This is a genomic window from Phocicoccus pinnipedialis (assembly GCF_903994035.1).
Lineage (GTDB): Bacteria > Bacillota > Bacilli > Staphylococcales > Salinicoccaceae > Phocicoccus > Phocicoccus pinnipedialis.
This window is the reverse complement of the sequence record NZ_CAJEWB010000010.1, coordinates 292968-309964: the sequence shown is the minus strand read 5'-3', so window position 1 is coordinate 309964 and position 16997 is coordinate 292968. Positions and strand designations below refer to the sequence as shown.

General features: G+C 34.8%; 16 protein-coding genes. 13 read left to right on the top strand and 3 right to left on the bottom strand.

All coding sequences use genetic code 11. The features are described from left to right. Positions 1 to 9 precede the first annotated feature (9 nt). From dnaG to H9D55_RS05810, 5 genes are all read left to right on the top strand, one after another. The gene (gene dnaG, locus H9D55_RS05830) at positions 10 to 1764 is read left to right on the top strand and encodes a DNA primase (RefSeq protein WP_186077690.1); all 1755 of its coding nucleotides are present in this window, start codon (positions 10 to 12) and stop codon (positions 1762 to 1764) included. A 24-nt stretch (positions 1765 to 1788) separates the two neighbouring features. Then, positions 1789 to 2895, top strand: coding sequence for an RNA polymerase sigma factor RpoD (rpoD, locus tag H9D55_RS05825; RefSeq protein WP_186077688.1), 1107 nt, complete (start codon positions 1789 to 1791; stop codon positions 2893 to 2895). A gap of 103 nt (positions 2896 to 2998) precedes the next feature. Continuing rightward, positions 2999 to 3370, top strand: a complete 372-nt coding sequence (locus tag H9D55_RS05820; protein WP_186077686.1) for a c-type cytochrome — start codon at positions 2999 to 3001, stop codon at positions 3368 to 3370. A 74-nt stretch (positions 3371 to 3444) separates the two neighbouring features. Beyond that, positions 3445 to 4131, top strand: coding sequence for a tRNA (adenine(22)-N(1))-methyltransferase (locus tag H9D55_RS05815; RefSeq protein ID WP_186077684.1), 687 nt, complete (start codon positions 3445 to 3447; stop codon positions 4129 to 4131). After that, positions 4118 to 5185: a Nif3-like dinuclear metal center hexameric protein gene (locus tag H9D55_RS05810; RefSeq protein WP_186077682.1), complete on the top strand. Its 1068-nt coding sequence runs from the start codon at positions 4118 to 4120 to the stop codon at positions 5183 to 5185. Before H9D55_RS05815 ends, H9D55_RS05810 begins: the two co-directional genes overlap by 14 nt. A 147-nt stretch (positions 5186 to 5332) precedes the next feature. On the opposite strand, the gene H9D55_RS05805 is transcribed toward H9D55_RS05810, so the two are convergent. Beyond that, positions 5333 to 6295 carry a 4-hydroxy-3-methylbut-2-enyl diphosphate reductase gene (locus H9D55_RS05805; RefSeq protein WP_186077680.1) on the bottom strand — a complete coding sequence of 321 codons (963 nt, stop codon included), beginning with the start codon at positions 6293 to 6295 and terminating at the stop codon, positions 5333 to 5335. Positions 6296 to 6432: 137 nt separating this feature from the next. Here H9D55_RS05805 and H9D55_RS05800 point away from each other — a divergent pair, with 137 nt between their 5' ends. The 5 genes from H9D55_RS05800 (at position 6433) to H9D55_RS05780 (ending at position 10795) form a co-directional block, all read left to right on the top strand. Further along, on the top strand, positions 6433 to 7755 hold the full coding sequence (locus H9D55_RS05800; RefSeq protein WP_186077679.1) for a DEAD/DEAH box helicase: 1323 nt from the start codon (positions 6433 to 6435) through the stop codon (positions 7753 to 7755). A gap of 10 nt (positions 7756 to 7765) precedes the next feature. Beyond that, positions 7766 to 8662: a deoxyribonuclease IV gene (locus tag H9D55_RS05795; RefSeq protein WP_186077677.1), complete on the top strand. Its 897-nt coding sequence runs from the start codon at positions 7766 to 7768 to the stop codon at positions 8660 to 8662. Between the two features lie 94 nt (positions 8663 to 8756). Continuing rightward, positions 8757 to 9554, top strand: a complete 798-nt coding sequence (locus H9D55_RS05790; RefSeq protein WP_186077675.1) for a metal ABC transporter ATP-binding protein — start codon at positions 8757 to 8759, stop codon at positions 9552 to 9554. Further along, positions 9547 to 10395 carry a metal ABC transporter permease gene (locus tag H9D55_RS05785; RefSeq protein WP_186077673.1) on the top strand — a complete coding sequence of 283 codons (849 nt, stop codon included), beginning with the start codon at positions 9547 to 9549 and terminating at the stop codon, positions 10393 to 10395. Before H9D55_RS05790 ends, H9D55_RS05785 begins: the two co-directional genes overlap by 8 nt. After that, complete coding sequence (locus H9D55_RS05780) at positions 10373 to 10795, top strand: Fur family transcriptional regulator (RefSeq protein WP_186077671.1); 423 nt, start codon at positions 10373 to 10375, stop codon at positions 10793 to 10795. Before H9D55_RS05785 ends, H9D55_RS05780 begins: the two co-directional genes overlap by 23 nt. A gap of 160 nt (positions 10796 to 10955) precedes the next feature. Here the strand turns inward: H9D55_RS05780 and ispG are convergent, their stop codons facing one another. Both ispG and H9D55_RS05770 read right to left on the bottom strand, forming a co-directional pair. After that, positions 10956 to 12077 (bottom strand): flavodoxin-dependent (E)-4-hydroxy-3-methylbut-2-enyl-diphosphate synthase, encoded by a 1122-nt coding sequence (gene ispG / locus H9D55_RS05775; RefSeq protein ID WP_186077669.1) that lies wholly within the window; start codon positions 12075 to 12077, stop codon positions 10956 to 10958. Between the two features lie 77 nt (positions 12078 to 12154). After that, positions 12155 to 12880: a DUF1189 family protein gene (locus tag H9D55_RS05770; protein WP_186077668.1), complete on the bottom strand. Its 726-nt coding sequence runs from the start codon at positions 12878 to 12880 to the stop codon at positions 12155 to 12157. A 126-nt stretch (positions 12881 to 13006) separates the two neighbouring features. On the opposite strand from H9D55_RS05770, the gene H9D55_RS05765 reads away from it, so the two are divergent. The 3 genes from H9D55_RS05765 (at position 13007) to H9D55_RS05755 (ending at position 16988) form a co-directional block, all read left to right on the top strand. Then, the gene (locus H9D55_RS05765; RefSeq protein ID WP_208454737.1) at positions 13007 to 13609 is read left to right on the top strand and encodes a superoxide dismutase; all 603 of its coding nucleotides are present in this window, start codon (positions 13007 to 13009) and stop codon (positions 13607 to 13609) included. Positions 13610 to 13812: 203 nt separating this feature from the next. After that, positions 13813 to 15900, top strand: coding sequence for a peptidoglycan D,D-transpeptidase FtsI family protein (locus H9D55_RS05760; RefSeq protein WP_235963124.1), 2088 nt, complete (start codon positions 13813 to 13815; stop codon positions 15898 to 15900). 140 nt (positions 15901 to 16040) lie between these two features. After that, positions 16041 to 16988: a phosphate ABC transporter substrate-binding protein PstS family protein gene (locus tag H9D55_RS05755; protein WP_186077664.1), complete on the top strand. Its 948-nt coding sequence runs from the start codon at positions 16041 to 16043 to the stop codon at positions 16986 to 16988. Positions 16989 to 16997 lie beyond the last annotated feature (9 nt).

Genomic DNA, 16997 nt, shown 5'->3' with positions numbered 1-16997 from the left:
TGAATGCAAATGACGATTAGTAAACAAACGATTGATGAGATACGCGAAAAAACAGATATCGTCAGTGTTATATCTGAATACGTTGATTTAGAAAAAAAAGGGAATAACTATTTAGGTCTTTGTCCGTTTCATAACGAAAAAACGCCTTCTTTTAACGTTAATCCAGAAAAAGACTTCTATCACTGCTTTGGATGTAAAGCGCACGGATCAATGATTGACTTTGTGATGGAAATGGATAATTTAGATTTTCAACAAGCAGTATATAAGCTTGGACAAAAAATAGGTGTAAATGTTGAAGTTTCTAAATCTGAAATGAACTCTAAAGATATGCAACTCATTTCCATGCACAACATAATGGTAGAACTCTATCATCAAATTTTAGTTCAGACAACAGAAGGTGAGTCAGCACTTAACTACATGTTAGACCGTGGATTCACTCTAGAAGATATTAAGAAAGAGAAAATTGGTCTTTCCCCTAACATGAATGATTTTGCAATCAAGGCATTAAGTGAAAAAGGATACTCTAATGAAGCGATGTTCCAAGCGGGAATTTTATCTAGAAATGAAGAAACGTTCTCCTACTTCGATAGATTTAGAAATCGAATCATGATTCCAATAAAGAATCATAAAGGAAACTTTGTTGGTTTTACCTCTAGAAGTACAGATGGATCTAAGCCGAAATATTTAAATACACCAGAAACAGATTTATTCCAAAAGAGAAGACTTTTCTATAATTTATTTGATGCATTCAAAATGATTCGAACAAAAAATGAAATTTTCTTAATGGAAGGACATATGGATGTCTTAAAAGTAAAGACGACAAAGGTGAAAAATATTGTCGGTTTAATGGGTACGAGTCTTTCAAATGAACAAGTAGAAATTTTAAGACGCTCATGTGAAAATGTCACATTAATGTTTGATGGAGATACTGCTGGTCATGCGGCAACAAAATCTATCGGCGAGAACCTTCTTAAGTCTGGTTTGAATGTCTACGTTATTCCGTTAGGTGAAGGACAAGATCCTGACGAGCTTATTGTCGAAAAGGGTGTTGAAGCATTTGAAAAGTATGTTTATGAAAACAAGATTTCATTTTTACTATATATAGCACAGAAATCTATTAAGGAAGCCAAAGGAAATGATTTACTCTACACGGAACGATTAACAGAACTCATCGAGCTTCTAAAATATATTAATGATGATATTCAACAGAATAGGCTAGTAAGTGAAATCGCAGAGTTATTTGAGGTAGATCAAGGTGTTATTTACAGGAGGTTACCGAATAAGCGTCAGCTTGTGAAACGAATAAATCCTTCTGTAATGAGGAATATTACTGAAACGTCACCGAGAGATTTTAAAGAAAAGTTGCTTTTGAAAACATTTATCAACAAAAAAGAATATTTAGACAGATTTATTAAAGATTATGAGTTAGAAATTTTTAATTCAATGATAAATTATGGTATATTTAATAAGTTAGTCGAATACTATAGTACCGAAGAAGACTTAGATATTTCTCGCTTATATTCATACCTAGATGACGACCAAATTACAATAATAGAACAATTGATGAACAATAATCTTCCTATAATTGACAGTATTAGTCAATTAGATGATTATATCAACGACTTAAGTGGTATTAAGAACAGTATGAAGGATAGAGAGAAGTTACAAAAAGAAATCGAAGAGGCAGAACTTCTAGGTGACATAAATCGTCAACTAGAACTTCTACAACTACTTATAGAACTCGATCAATCGCACAAATTGTAAGACTATTATTTTAGGGGGATAACAATGGCTAATAAAAAAGCTTTAGTTACAGTCGAGGCAGAACTCGATCTTACATCACTTGAACAAGTGAAAAATTTTCTCGTTGAAAAAGGTAAGGCTGAGGGTCAATTATCTCATGAAGAAATTGCAGATAAACTGCAGAACTTTGATTTAGATTCTGATGCAATGGATGATTTTTTCGAAGAATTAACGCAACAAGAGATTCAACTAATTAACGAAAAAGATTCTTCAGATACTGATGATAAATTAAATTTAAAAGATATGAGTGCTCCAGCTGGTATTAAAATCAATGACCCAGTTCGTATGTACTTAAAAGAAATTGGCCGTGTAGATTTACTTACAGCTCAAGAAGAAGTTGAACTTGCTAAACGTATTGAAGCTGGTGACCTAGAAGCGAAAAATAAACTAGCTGAAGCAAACTTACGTCTTGTAGTAAGTATTGCTAAGAGATATGTTGGACGTGGAATGCTATTTCTTGATTTAATCCAAGAAGGTAATATGGGACTCATCAAAGCAGTTGAGAAGTTCGACTTTACAAAAGGGTTTAAATTCTCAACATACGCAACATGGTGGATTAGACAGGCGATCACACGTGCAATAGCAGACCAAGCGCGTACTATACGTATTCCAGTACACATGGTAGAAACGATTAACAAGCTGATTCGTATTCAAAGACAATTACTTCAAGATTTAGGTCGTGAACCACTTCCAGAAGAAATTGGAGAAGAAATGGATATCCCAGCTGAACGTGTGAGGGAAATTCTAAAAATTGCTCAAGAACCAGTTTCATTAGAAACACCAATTGGTGAAGAAGACGACAGTCACCTAGGTGATTTCATTGAAGACCAAGAGGCACAGAGTCCATCGGAACACGCAGCTTACGAAATGTTAAAAGACCAATTAGAAGATGTACTTGATACTTTAACTGATCGTGAGGAGAATGTTCTTCGCTTAAGATTTGGCCTTGATGATGGTAGAACGCGTACATTAGAAGAAGTCGGAAAAGTGTTTGGTGTAACAAGAGAACGTATACGTCAAATCGAAGCAAAAGCACTTAGAAAGCTAAGACATCCATCAAGAAGTAAGAAATTAAAAGACTTCATGGATTAAATGTGAACAAATTGTGAGATTTGATTAAATTGTCATTGGAATTTTTGTAGAAGTACTATACAATTATATATGAATATGTGAAACAATTAGGGAGGGCAAGTGAATGAATAGAAATCCAATCATTCCATTTTTACTTATTATTTTCCTTGGTGTTGGTTTAGTGTTCTTATTATCTTCATATGGCGCTAACACGTCAGACGAAGGCGAGAAAGATGCTGCAACAGAACAGGAAGGCGGAGAAGATACAGCATCTAGCGGTGACTTCGATGCTGAAGGTTATGCTAAACAAAACTGTGCTTCATGTCACGGTCAAGACTTCTCAGGTGCTATGGGACCTGCCTTACAAGGTACTAGCATGGCAGAAGAAGATTTCCATGATATTGTAAGAAACGGTAAAAACGCTATGCCTGCACACTCTGAAGATCAAATTTCAGATGATGATATGAAAGTATTATATCAGTACTTCACTGAGTAATAACTGTAAAATAAAACTCCCACGAGTATGTTGGGAGTTTATTTTTTTATACTTAAAAATTAAGAGGTATGTTTATGATAGATAATCGATTATTAAAAGTAAGTGAATACATCCAAGGAAATACTCTGCTAGATGTAGGATCAGACCATGCTTATTTAGCAATTTATGCTGTTAAAAACGATATAGTAAAAACAGCAATTTGTGGTGAAGTAGTTAAAGGCCCTTATGAAAACTCATTAAAAAATGTAAAAATAAACGCGTTAAGTGAAAAAATCGATGTGAGACTCGGTTCAGGTTTATTAGTTTTAGAAAGTGAAACTGTAGATTCAATAACAATTTGTGGAATGGGTGGACCTCTTATTGCAGATATTATTGAAGAAGGATTCGATCAACTGATCAATAAACCACGATTCATTTTATCAGCAAATACGTTCGCCGAGCCGATTCGTCGTGTGCTTGTTGAAAGAGGGTACTATGTAGTTGATGAAACAATTGTGAAAGACGAAAAGAAAGATTTGTACTATGAAACAATTGTAATGGATTATGGTCAAAAGGAGTACTCAGAAGAGGAACTATACTTCGGCCCAATTAACTTAGAAAAAAGAAGTGATATGTTTATTGAAAGATTAGCTGGAGAAGAAGAACACATTAAAAATGTTATAAAAACGATTAAAAAGAAGAGTAAAAATAAAGCAGCATTACAAACTTTACAAAAAAGATACGATAGAATAAAGGCGGTTTTTGATAATGAAAGTAAATGATCTACTAAATGTCTTAAATACTATTGCACCTTTTAAGGACAGTGAATCATGGGATAATACAGGATTATTGATTGGAGACCGTTCAGACATAGTAAGGGGTATAATGACGACATTAGATGTCACAGAAGAAGTAGTAGATGAAGCAATCTCAAAAAATGTTAATGCTATTCTTGCGCACCATCCAATTATTTTCTCTAAAATTAAAACAATCACAGATGATGCAGAAAGCATGCTGGTTAAAAAGATTATTAAAAATGACATCAATGTAATTGCATTACATACTAACTTAGATTTCCAATCCGATGGTGTGAGTGCGATGATTGCTGAAACTATTGGTCTCAAGAACCACAAAATATTGATTCCACAAGTAGAAAAAGATATGAAGTTGAGAGTCAATGTGCCCGAAGAAGAAATCGAATCATTTAAAGAAAAACTTGTAAAAATAGGATTTGGTAAACAAGGCGACTATGAAGAGTGTTTTTATCAGTATCCTGTAAAGGGACAGTTCAAGCCTTTAAGTTCAGCAGAACCTTATATTGGACAAAGTGACATTTTAGAATATGTAGATGAATATGTGTTAGAAACGATCTTTAACGGTAATATGGATATGGTACGCCAAATGGTAGATGCACATCCTTATGAAGAAGTAGCCTATGACTTAATTGAAATTAAGAAACCTGTTGAAAAAGGGTTAGGGGTATATGCGAACTTCAATGGTACACTCGAGAACTTAGTTAGTAATATAGAAAAAATACTGGGCAGGAAGGTACACTCCGTCGTAAAAGGTCATGAAGAGAAAATTAAGAAAGTGTCTATTATTGGTGGTAGCGGCGCAAGTTATATCAAAGAAGCGATGAAAAAATCAGACTGTTTAATAACAGGAGATATTAAATACCATGAAGCACTCGATGCAAAAAGAGATGGATTTATAATTATAGACGCTGGCCACCATTTAGAATACCTGATGATCAGTGGTCTAAAGCAATTATTAGAAAAAGAAGTAGATGTTGAAGTTGTTGAGACCACAGTAATCACGGATCCTTTTGAAAGATAGACATTATCGAACTATTTTTAAAATAGTGGTGAAATAATATGTAAGTAAATCAGTTAAAATCATTTCTGTAATTAATTGAAAGAGTAAAAAGTTATTTCTACCAAAAATACCCCCTAAGTTATCGATAAAGAACTTAGGGGGTATTTTTTATTCCATAATCTTTACAGGTTCTGGGTTTTTGATTTTAGGTAAAATCTTTTGACTTGGTACAGTTGACTCTGGCTTTGTATTGTCTGTACCATCGTATTTTGAAAGGAATGTGATTACTTCTTTCACTATTTGTGTTGGTGTTGAAGCACCTGCTGTTACTGCAACTGTTTCAATACCTTCCAACCACTCAAGTTTAAGTTCTGACAGTGATGAGATTCTGTATGCATTCGTATGTGCGATTTCTTTCGAAACTTGTGCAAGTCTGTTAGAGTTATTACTTTTAGGGTCTCCTACAACAATCAGTAGCTCTGCATCTTTAGCTTGCTCTGCTACTGCTTCTTGTCTAACTTGTGTAGCTAAACAAATTTCTCTATGAACTTCAATGTGAGGGTAGAGTCTCTCTAGTTCTTCCATCAGGTGTTTTACGTCCCATTGACTCATCGTCGTTTGGTTCGTAACAATCATCTTAGATTCATGTAATCGTTCTGGAAGTTCTTTAATATCTTCGAGATCTTCTACTAAGAACACATTGTCAGGCGCAACTCCAACTGCACCTTCTGGTTCTGGGTGACCTTTCTTACCGATATATATAACATCGTATCCGTCTTTTGTTTTATTTCTGATAAGTTCATGAGTGAACTCAACGTCAGGACACGTTGCATCAATACACGTGAGTCCTTTTGCTTTAGCACGTTCTTTAACTGCTGGTGATACACCGTGTGCTGTAAAGATTACCGTACCTGTTTCAATTTGTTCTAAAATCTCTAAACGGTTAGGACCATCTAAAGTGATGATGCCTTCTTCTTCAAATGCATCTGTCACATGTTTATTGTGGACGATCATACCGAGAATATATATTGGACGCGGTAAATTCTTATCTAGAGATGCGTTTCTAGCAATCACCATAGCATCCACGACTCCATAACAATAACCACGTGGAGAAATTTTAATTATATTCATTTAGAAGCCTCCTCCCTAATGATTATAGCCGATATTCTATGAATTTCAAATCAAACGAAATACTGAATAATTAATAGGAATCATGCAGTATATCATGTATAATGGTTAACGAGTTTAAAATAGAAATAGGTGAAAACATGAATGCTTTTAAAAGATTTAATTTTGATGACACTTTATTAAAAGCAATTGATAATATCCACTTTACTCATCCTACGATGGTACAGGAAAGAGTTATTCCTAGAGTGATGTCAGATAAAAATGTAATTGCACAATCAGCGACCGGTAGTGGTAAAACACATGCATTTTTATTACCAATTATTAGTAAAATTATTCAAGATGATAAATCAACTCAAGCTATAATTCTCACACCAACTAGAGAGTTAGCAAGACAAATCAATCAAATGACTAAAGATCTTCTTGTTTCATTCCCAGAGATAGAAGCAAAGGTGTTCGTTGGTGGTACAGAATTAGAAAGAGATTTCAGACGTGCCAATAGTCAGCCCCACATTGTAATAGGTACACCAACGCGTGTGAAGAGTTTAATCGCTAACTCAGCTTTAAAAGTTAGCGAAACTAAGATGATCGTAATAGACGAAGCCGACTTAATGATCGACCTTGGTTTCTTAGAACAAATTGATCAAGTGTCAAACGCCATTCATTCTGACGCGCAGTTCTTAATCTTCTCAGCAACTATTCCAGAACAATTACAAACGTTCTTAAGTAAGTACGTAGGCAAATCGGAAGTAATCGTAATTGATACTCCGAAGAACAAGACTTCTATTCATTACAGCTTGGTTCCTGTAAAAAGCCAAGACAAGAAAGACAAAATTCTTAAAATCACTAAGACAGTGACACCTTATATTGGTATTATCTTCGCGAACAGTAGAGAACGTGCTGATGAACTGTTTGAATATCTATTAGAAAATAGTATCAACGTAGGTTTATTCCACGGTGGATTAAAACCAAGAGAACGTCAAAAAGAAGTTAAGAAAATCGAGAACCTAGAGTATCATTGGGTAATTGCAAGTGACCTTGCTTCACGTGGACTTGATTTTGATGGTGCATCACACGTCATCAACTTTGATATTCCTAAGGAGATTGAGTTTTTCACACACCGTGTAGGTCGTGTAGGTCGTGGACAATATAGCGGGGTAGCAATCACGCTTTATTCTCCAGATGAACAACATTTAGTAGATATTTTAGAACAAAAAGGGTATAAGTTTGTTCACGAAGATATCATCCGTGGTGAACTAAAAGAAATCAAGGATAGAAATAAACGTACGAACAGAAGAAAACAGCAAGCTTCATTAGATAATGATTTAACTTATAAAGTAAGAAAACCTAAAAAAGTAAAGCCTGGTTACAAAAAGAAAATGCGAACTAAGTTACAGAAGCTCGAGCGTGAAGAGCGAAAAAAACATGCCGTACGCACTAAAAGACAAAGTAGAAAACAAAGATAGGAGTATTTAAATGTTAATTGGATCACATGTACCGATGAACGGTAAGAAAATGTTAGAAGCATCAGCAGAAACAGCAGCTTCTTATGGCGAAAACACGTTTATGATTTATACAGGTGCACCACAGAACACGAGAAGAAAACCTATTGAAGACCTAAATGTTGAACGTGGTCAAGAGGTCATGAAAAAGAATGGTATTTCTAATATCGTTGTCCATGCACCTTATATCATCAACATCGCTAACACAACACGTGAAGGTGTATTTGAACATGGTGTGGAATTCTTAATTGAAGAAATTAAACGTACAGAAGCACTAGGTGCTAGACAAATTGTACTTCATCCAGGAGCACACGTAGGTGCTGGTGCTGAGGTTGGTATTCAATCGATCATAAAAGGCCTCAACATCGTATTGGAAGAAGACCATGACGTTCAAATTGCATTAGAAACGATGGCTGGTAAGGGGAGTGAGATTGGAAGAAACTTCGACGAAATCGCTCAAATTATTGATGGTGTAACAAACAACGAAAGATTATCAGTCACTTTTGATACGTGTCACGTACATGATGCAGGCTACGATATCAAGAACAATCTTGACGATGTATTAACAGAATTCGACAAGATAGTTGGACTGGATCGCATCAAAGTCGTTCACGTAAATGACTCAAAAAATGAAACTGGTGCAAAAAAAGACAGGCACGAAAACTTTGGTTTCGGACACATTGGATTTGATGCGTTAATGCAAGTCATACATCATGAAGCATTCGACGGACTACCAAAAATTTTAGAAACACCATTCGTTGGTCCAGACAAAAATGATAAATTACCACCTTACAGATACGAGATTGAAATGATTAAGTCAGGTAAATTTGACCCAAACCTACTACAAAAAATAAATCCAAATATGGTCTAAATTTAAGAACGCATTTCGCGTTCTTTTTTTTATGAGTTTACATTTACAAATCGTAATGGTTACGTTATAATTTTATAGATTAAGGAGTGAAGTGATGACTCAAGTGGTATTTGAAATAAATAATATAAGTTATGAATATAGAGATAGAATGGAACACACAACAGCACTAAAAGATATTAACTTAACTATACATAAAGGAGATTTCGTCGCTATTGTAGGCCCCAACGGTTCTGGTAAATCTACGCTACTAAAGCTGATCCTTGGTATTAAGAAACTACAGACTGGCGAGATTCTAATTGACGGTAAGAAGCCGAAAGATTCTACGTTCAGTGAGAAAATTGGATACGTTTCACAGAAAGCAGCATCTTTTGCTAAAGGATTTCCTGCGACGGTTGAAGAGGTAGTACTCGCTGGCTTAACAAAGAAACGCGGTCTGTTTTCTAGATATAAAAAAGAAGACTATATTAGACTGGACGATGTTTTAAAACTATTAGATATTGAAGACTTGAGAAATAAAAATATCTCGTTACTTTCAGGTGGTCAAACTCAGCGAGTGTTTATAGCACGTGCGCTTATTAATAATCCTGAAATTCTAGTGCTTGATGAGCCAACAGAAGGTATTGATGCGAGAAACATTCGTAGTTTTTATGAAGTGCTCACAAAGCTAAAAAAAGCAGGTACAACAATTTTACTTGTTACCCATGACATCGGGGTAGTCATTGACCAAGCGGACGAAGTAGCATGCTTAAATGAGTTTCTACACTTTCATGGTTCGAATAAAGAGTTCAGAAACTTGAATGAAGCGGATCTTTCGAAAGTTTATGGATATCCGCTTCAACTCGTAAGTCATGACCATAATCGTGATTACTGCGAGGTGTCACACCATGATTGAAGCTTTATTGACATTTGATTTTATAAGATACTCATTTATTAGTGGTCTGATTGTAGGGTTGATTGCACCATTACTTGGTGCATTTATTGTTGTGAGACGACTGAGCTTAATTGCAGATGCTCTATCCCATATCTCATTAGGTGGTATCACATTCGGATTATACATTACGAGTATTACCGGATTCGTAATTAACCCTCTTATATCAGGAATTGTATTCTCAATACTTGGTGCTTTAGGAATTGAGAAGATGCGCACAGCATATAAAAACTTCTCAGAGATCTCAATTCCAATTATTATGAGTCTGGGTATCGCATTATCTGTAATATTCCTAAGTCTATCAAACGGGTTTAATCAGGATTTGTTTGGATATCTATTTGGAAGTATTAGTGCGGTTACACTTGGAGATTTAATCTTAATTGCGATTATCGGCATTGTGGTAGTTACGTTCATCATTCTTCTATATAAAGAGATGTTTTTACTCTCTTTTGACGAAGAATATAGTGAAGTAATGAAGATTAATCGTTTTATTCATATTATTTTTATTATATTAGTCGCACTAGTAATTAGTGCATCTATGCGAATTGTCGGAATTTTACTTGTAAGTGCAATGATGACATTGCCAGTAGCAGCTGCAATACGTATTACATCTAGTTTTAAGCAATTGATTTTTGTAAGTATCCTATTTGGAGAATTATCAGTAATCATTGGGCTATTCCTCGGATTCCAACTTAATATATCACCTGGAGGAACAATCGTACTTGTTGCTATCATGATATTGACACTTACATTTTTGGTAAAGAAGATAGGAGTGAGTCAGAGTGATAGAGCACGTGAATTATAGAGAATTACTTAGAACACATGATTTAAAAGTTACTGAGAAAAGACTTAGTATTATAGAATATTTTAGTGACCTTAATAAATATGTTAGTCCTAAAGAAGTTTATGAACATATGAATGCATTGTATCCGGGAATAAGCTACGATACGATTTACCGTAACTTATATACAATGTATGAGGTAAACATATTAGAGCAGTCGACGTTTGAAGGTGAGTTACATTACACGATTTCATGTAGTGATCACCACCACCATCATTTTATATGTGAGAAATGTGGGCTTATAAAAGTTGTGCAATATTGCCCGGTCGAAATATGGAAAGATGAATTAGAAGACGTCAAGATTAATAGTCATAAAATAGAACTGTATGGATTATGTACGAAATGTCAGAAGAAGGCAGCATAAAAAAATAACTGTAACACTTTCTATGTGACACTTTTTATTTTAACTAAATTAATTAAAAAATTTTAACGCTGCAATTATTACTGTTCAAATATCTTAAAAATGATCAAAAAAAGACCCCTAATTCAGATAAATCTGTTTTAGGGTCTTTTTATTTTTATTTTTATTGATTCTCTGCTTGTAATTGTTTTTTACGTTGGCGTTCTTTCGCATAATGCTCTTCAGCTAGGATATCAATTTCTTTCTTTAGTTCCTCTACCATTGTTTCTTCTGGTACCTTACGAACTGTCTTACCATGCATAAATAGTAGTCCTTCTCCACGTGCTCCAGCGATACCGATATCTGCCTCGCGTGCCTCTCCTGGACCGTTTACAGCACATCCGAGAACCGCAACTTTTAGTGGCGCTTTGATATTTGCAATATATTCTTCAACTTCATTTGCAATAGCAATTAAATCAATTTCAATACGTCCGCATGTTGGACATGCAATCAGTGTTGCTGCGTTTGAAGCAAGGCCAAAACTCTTAAGGAGTTCTCTCTGAACTTTTACTTCTTCGACTGGATCGGCAGACAATGAAATTCTCATAGTATTCCCGATACCTTTTGAAATTATGACGCCTAGTCCAGCAGCACTCTTAACTGTACCTGAGAATAGTGTGCCAGATTCAGTAATGCCTATATGAAGTGGGTAGTCGAATGCTTTAGCTGCTTTTTCATAGGCTTCAATTGCTAACTTATTATCGGAAGCTTTCATAGAAACAATGATGTCGTAGAAGTCTAAGTCTTCTAAAATCTTGATGTGGTGTAATGCACTTTCAAGCATGCCATCTGCAGTAGGGTAACCATATTTTTTAATAATATGTTTCTCGAGTGATCCTGCGTTTACACCAATACGAATTGGAATTCCTTTTGATTTACATGCTTTTACAACTTCTTCTACTTTTTCTCGTCGACCGATGTTACCTGGGTTAATACGAATTTTATCTGCCCCACCTTCGATCGCAATAAGTGCTAACTTGTAATCGAAATGTATATCCACAACGAGTGGAATATCAATTCTTTTTTTTATTTCTGCAATTGCGAGCGCATCTTCTTCTTTTGGACATGCTACTCGGACAATTTGACAACCTGCTTCTTCTAAACGTTTAATTTCAGCAACAGTTGCCTCAACGTCATGTGTTTTAGTTGTTGTCATACTTTGGATGATAATCTCATCACTACCACCAATCACTAAGTTACCAACTCGGACTGGTCTTGTATTTTTACGATGTGTAATTTCAGACATTTATAATCTCCTCAATAATAATAATGCTAATTAGAGTAATTCCATTATACATGAAGATATAATTTTTGTAATGGAACTCATCCTATCTTTCGCTTTAAAACGGGTAATTTCGAGTAATAGTATATGAGAAATGGTATCGTGACTAAGTATATGGAGAATGTTGTTTCTCTTAATATCAAAAGAATGAGCAACTGGAGTATAGATGCGAACACAAATGCGAACGATTCTAGTTTCAACCAGTTCATATAATCACTCTTACGATTTAATTGTTTTGAGATAAAATCAAGGATAAATGATAATACAAGTAGGATAATAAAAGCAAATGATGCGAGCACAAATACCTGAATTGAGATGAATACTATCATAAAAAATAGTTTGTCTTGTGATTGTTGATTCGCATAAGCTATTAAATCTTCATTACTTTGAATTTCACCAAAGTTAGAATAAGGGATGAGTTGATCTTCGAATCCACTAATATAGATTCCATTCTTTAAAAACGAAATCTCAGTACTTGTATCTACCTCATTACTATTTGTAAATTTAATTTTTATATTACCACTATCAATAATTTTATCGTCTCCGTAATAGGTGTTATCTTTTATTTCAAAAGTTGGAATTTGCTCTTCGACTTGACTGAGTTTGTGCATTGCACTTCGTGTACTTTGTTGGTGGGTGATTGACGGAATTGAAAGTATCATTCCAATTATCAGTATGTTTAAAAGCACCTGTTTAAAGGGTATGGTTCTAAATAGTGGGTATTTTTTAAAGGTTATTAACCTTTTTAAATACTCGAAATATTTCATTTTATAACATCCTTAATATCAGACAGAAGTCTTATTTATATTGAATAACAAGCTTTTACATTGTTATTCTACCATCTTCTTGATATATTTGTGATGTAAACAATTTTTGGGAGGAGAATTTTTATTATGGCTTTTGAATTACCAAAATTACCATATGCTTATGATGCTTTAGAACCATCAATCGATAAAGAGACAATGGAGATTCACTACTCTAAGCACCATAACACTTACGTTACAAACCTAAATAATGCAGTAGAAGGAACAGAATTTGCAGATAAGTCTTTAGAAGAACTTGTTAAAAACTTATCATCACTACCAGAAGATATTCAAACTGCAGTTCGCAACAATGGTGGCGGTCACTATAACCACTCACTATTTTGGGAACTACTATCTCCTGAACAAAAAGAAATCCCTGCTGAATTAAAAGAAGCGATCGAAGATAAGTTTGGTTCTGTTGATTCATTTAAAGAGAAATTTGAAGCTGCAGCAGCTAGTCGCTTTGGATCTGGTTGGGCATGGCTAATCGTAGGTAATGACGGATTAGAAATCGTGTCAACTCCTAACCAAGACAATCCAGTAATGGATGGTCAAAAACCAGTATTTGGTGTAGATGTATGGGAGCACGCTTACTATCTTAAATACCAAAACAAACGTCCAGAATACTTAAAAAATATCTGGAACGTAGTAAACTGGGACAAAGTTAACGAACTTTTCCAAGAAGCGAAATAATTTTTTTATAAAAAGACTGAGTGGAGTAGCCCTCAGTCTTTTTATTTTACTTATTCTTTGATAAAATGAATTAAATATTCTATACATAAAAGTAGGTTTTTAAATTGAGACGTGTCAAAAAGAAAAGTTCCGAAACGATTAAATATCAACTATTCAAATCGAGAGTAAGCCTAGTCCTTGTAGTAGTTTTTCTACTTTGTCTATTGCTTATTTTGCGTCTCGGATACCTTCAAATCATTAAAGGAGATTCTTATCAGGAGCGTGTAGAAAACGCTCAGTATGTTGAAATTAACCAAAATGTACCACGTGGTCAGATTTATGATAGAAATGGTAAACTCCTTGTAGGTAACAAGTCAGAGCGAGCCATATTCTTTACACGTCATAGAAATATGTCCAATCAAGAAATTTTTAATTTAGCGCATGAATTGGCTAAATACATTACTGTAGACGATCAGCGTTTAGCATTACGTGATAAACAAGATTATGTACTTAACCATTATTTTGATCAAGTACTTAGAGAATTATCAGATGAAGCACAATTACTTAAAGATGGTGCAATCTCTAATTCTGATTTCTATAATGAATCATACAATCAGCTGAGTGAAGAGTTCGTTGACATGCTACTTACTGATAAAGACCTTAACGTATTAAGTATCTATGTCCGAATGATAGTTGCATCAGAACTGAATCCAGTAGCAGTAAAATCTAAGGGTGTAACTGAAGAGGAGTTTGCAAGAGTAAACCAAGATTTAGATCAGCTTGATGGTATTACGACAGGAATGGATTGGACGCGTGATTATAAATTCGGTAACACGCTAAGAACAATTTTTGGTGACGTGAGCTCATCTGAAGAAGGATTACCTAAAGAGCTTACGGAATACTACAAATCACTTGGGTACTCGAATAACGATCGGGTAGGTAAGTCATATCTAGAATTCCAGTATGAAGATATATTACGAGGTACAAAAGAAGAGGTGAAATACTCTACAGATCGTTCAGGAAAGATACTCGGTCAAGAGGTTGTTCGTCCTGGAAAACCAGGCAATGATCTATATATAACTATTGATATAGAACTTCAAAAGGAAGTTGAAAAGCTCGCTGAACATCATCTTAAATCTTTACGAAAACTCGCTGTTGAAGCGAAAAAACGAAACGATCAAGATAACGACCTGGAGTGGGATATTCATCCAGAGTATATCGATGCAGTAAATATTGTCGTTCAAGATCCACATAACGGAGAAATCTTAGCGATGGTAGGGAAGCGCATCAATGAAGATGGTAAGATAGAGGACTTTGATTACGGTACATTTGCTGTAACCTACGTACCAGGTTCATCAGTCAAAATGGGTACAGTAGTTACGGGTTATCAAAATGATGTTCTTGTACCTGGTGAATTTTTAACAGATGAACCGATGGTATTCCAAGATGGTACTGAAAAAGCATCTTTCTTTAACAGAGACAGTAAAGTTGATGTTGATGATCAAGAAGCAATCATGGTTTCATCTAACGTTTATATGATGAAGATTGCCCTAAAATTACTTGGTTTAGAATATGAAAAGAATATGCCTTTACCAATTGATATTTCAGAAAATAGTTTTAAACTTAGAAATGGATTAAACCAATTTGGTTTAGGTGTTTCTACAGGTATTGACTTACCAAACGAGGAAACAGGCATTGCACCTCCATTAACAAATAATCCAGGTAACTATTTAGATCTCGCAATTGGACAATATGATACGTATTCAGCTATGCAACTTGCACAATACATTTCAACAGTAGTAAATGGTGGTAGTCGTCTTCAATCTCACTTGGCAAAAGAAGTGAGAGAATATGATGCTAATGATAGCGGTCCTATTGTTAAAACATTTAATGCGAACGTGCTAAATACTGTTCAAATTAATAATAAAGAATTAGAACAACTTCATAACGGTATGTTTGATGTATTTAACAAACATGATCAAACAACAGATCGCTATGGTACAGGTTGGGATGCATTCCATAACCTAGAACCTAAAGCAGCTGGTAAGACAGGCACTGCCGAAGCATACAGAGAAGGGAATTCTGTATTAAATCAGACATATTTAGGTTATGCTCCAGCTGATAGCCCAGATATGGCGTTCTCTATTATATGGCCAACAATGCCAATGACAATTCCGTTCTTTCCGGCTCAATATTTAGGTAAAGATCTCGTTGAAAAGTATTATGAGTTAGAATACGGACAGCCTAAAAAGAAACCATATAATTACAGCCTGGATGAGTTCTATCCAAGAATAAAAGAAGGCACATACTAAGACTAAGAGTTAAACTCTTAGTCTTTTTTTGTTCTGAATCAAAATTTACATATTCTTTACAGTACGTTTATTTAATATTCATATTAAGGTTTTATTATTGAAACTGTAATATATATTATTTAAATATTCGGAGGTCACTTATGAAACAAAAGTTATTAAGTCTTTTAGCCATTTTTTTAATGGGGTTTGTACTCACAGGATGTGGAAGTACATCAGCAGATTCGGAAAAAGCAGATGGTTCAGACAATGCTAAATTAAGTAAAAATGAAAAAATTATTGGAGATGGATCCAGCACGGTTTTCCCAATCCTTGAAATCGTAAATGAAGAATTTAACGCAGAATACGGTAAAGCTGCTGAAATTGGAGTATCTGGTACAGGCGCTGGATTTGATAAGTTTATCGCAGGTGAAACGGATTTCCAAAATGCTTCACGTGGAATTAAAGATGAAGAAAAGAAAGCATTAGAAGATGCTGGTATTGAATACACTGAGTTACAAGTTGGTACAGATGGCTTAACAGTTGCAGTAAACATGTCAAACGATTTTGTTACAGATTTAACCTTCGAGGAACTTTATAAAATTTATAAAGGTGAAGCGAAGACTTGGAAAGATGTTCGATCAGATTTCCCTAATGAAGAGATTAAAGTTTACGGTCCAGACCAGTCACATGGAACACATGATTTCTTTGTTGAAGAAGTTATGAATGACGAAGACGTTGTTGGTGAATTAATCCAAGATACAAACCAAGTAGTGAACGCTGTAGCATCTGATGAATACGCAATAGGCTTCTTCGGATACAACTACTACTTAAACAACCAAGACACACTTAAAGCTATTTCAATCAAAGGTCCAGACAACGAAGAAGCAGTTGAACCTACTGAAGAAAATGTTAAATCCTTTGAATACCCGTTATCACGTCCACTATATATCTACGTATCTAACAAAAGCGTAAAAGAGAATAATTCAGTTAAAACATTTCTGAATTACACTCTAGAAATCTCACAAGACGCTGCAGTTGAAGCGGGGTATGTTGGATTAGACGATGTTAAGTTAAAAGAAGAACAAGATAAACTGGAATCCATTAAATAGTTTTTAAGA

Coding starts and splice junctions, on each gene's coding strand:
- H9D55_RS05770 (WP_186077668.1), bottom strand. CDS start 12,880: ATGAAATATTTCGAGTATTTAAAAAGGTTAATAACCTTTAAAAAATAC.
- H9D55_RS05790 (WP_186077675.1), top strand. CDS start 8,757: ATGACTCAAGTGGTATTTGAAATAAATAATATAAGTTATGAATATAGA.
- dnaG (WP_186077690.1), top strand. CDS start 10: ATGACGATTAGTAAACAAACGATTGATGAGATACGCGAAAAAACAGAT.
- ispG (WP_186077669.1), bottom strand. CDS start 12,077: ATGTCTGAAATTACACATCGTAAAAATACAAGACCAGTCCGAGTTGGT.
- H9D55_RS05820 (WP_186077686.1), top strand. CDS start 2,999: ATGAATAGAAATCCAATCATTCCATTTTTACTTATTATTTTCCTTGGT.
- H9D55_RS05785 (WP_186077673.1), top strand. CDS start 9,547: ATGATTGAAGCTTTATTGACATTTGATTTTATAAGATACTCATTTATT.
- rpoD (WP_186077688.1), top strand. CDS start 1,789: ATGGCTAATAAAAAAGCTTTAGTTACAGTCGAGGCAGAACTCGATCTT.
- H9D55_RS05805 (WP_186077680.1), bottom strand. CDS start 6,295: ATGAATATAATTAAAATTTCTCCACGTGGTTATTGTTATGGAGTCGTG.
- H9D55_RS05815 (WP_186077684.1), top strand. CDS start 3,445: ATGATAGATAATCGATTATTAAAAGTAAGTGAATACATCCAAGGAAAT.
- H9D55_RS05765 (WP_208454737.1), top strand. CDS start 13,007: ATGGCTTTTGAATTACCAAAATTACCATATGCTTATGATGCTTTAGAA.
- H9D55_RS05795 (WP_186077677.1), top strand. CDS start 7,766: ATGTTAATTGGATCACATGTACCGATGAACGGTAAGAAAATGTTAGAA.
- H9D55_RS05810 (WP_186077682.1), top strand. CDS start 4,118: ATGAAAGTAAATGATCTACTAAATGTCTTAAATACTATTGCACCTTTT.
- H9D55_RS05755 (WP_186077664.1), top strand. CDS start 16,041: ATGAAACAAAAGTTATTAAGTCTTTTAGCCATTTTTTTAATGGGGTTT.
- H9D55_RS05800 (WP_186077679.1), top strand. CDS start 6,433: ATGAATGCTTTTAAAAGATTTAATTTTGATGACACTTTATTAAAAGCA.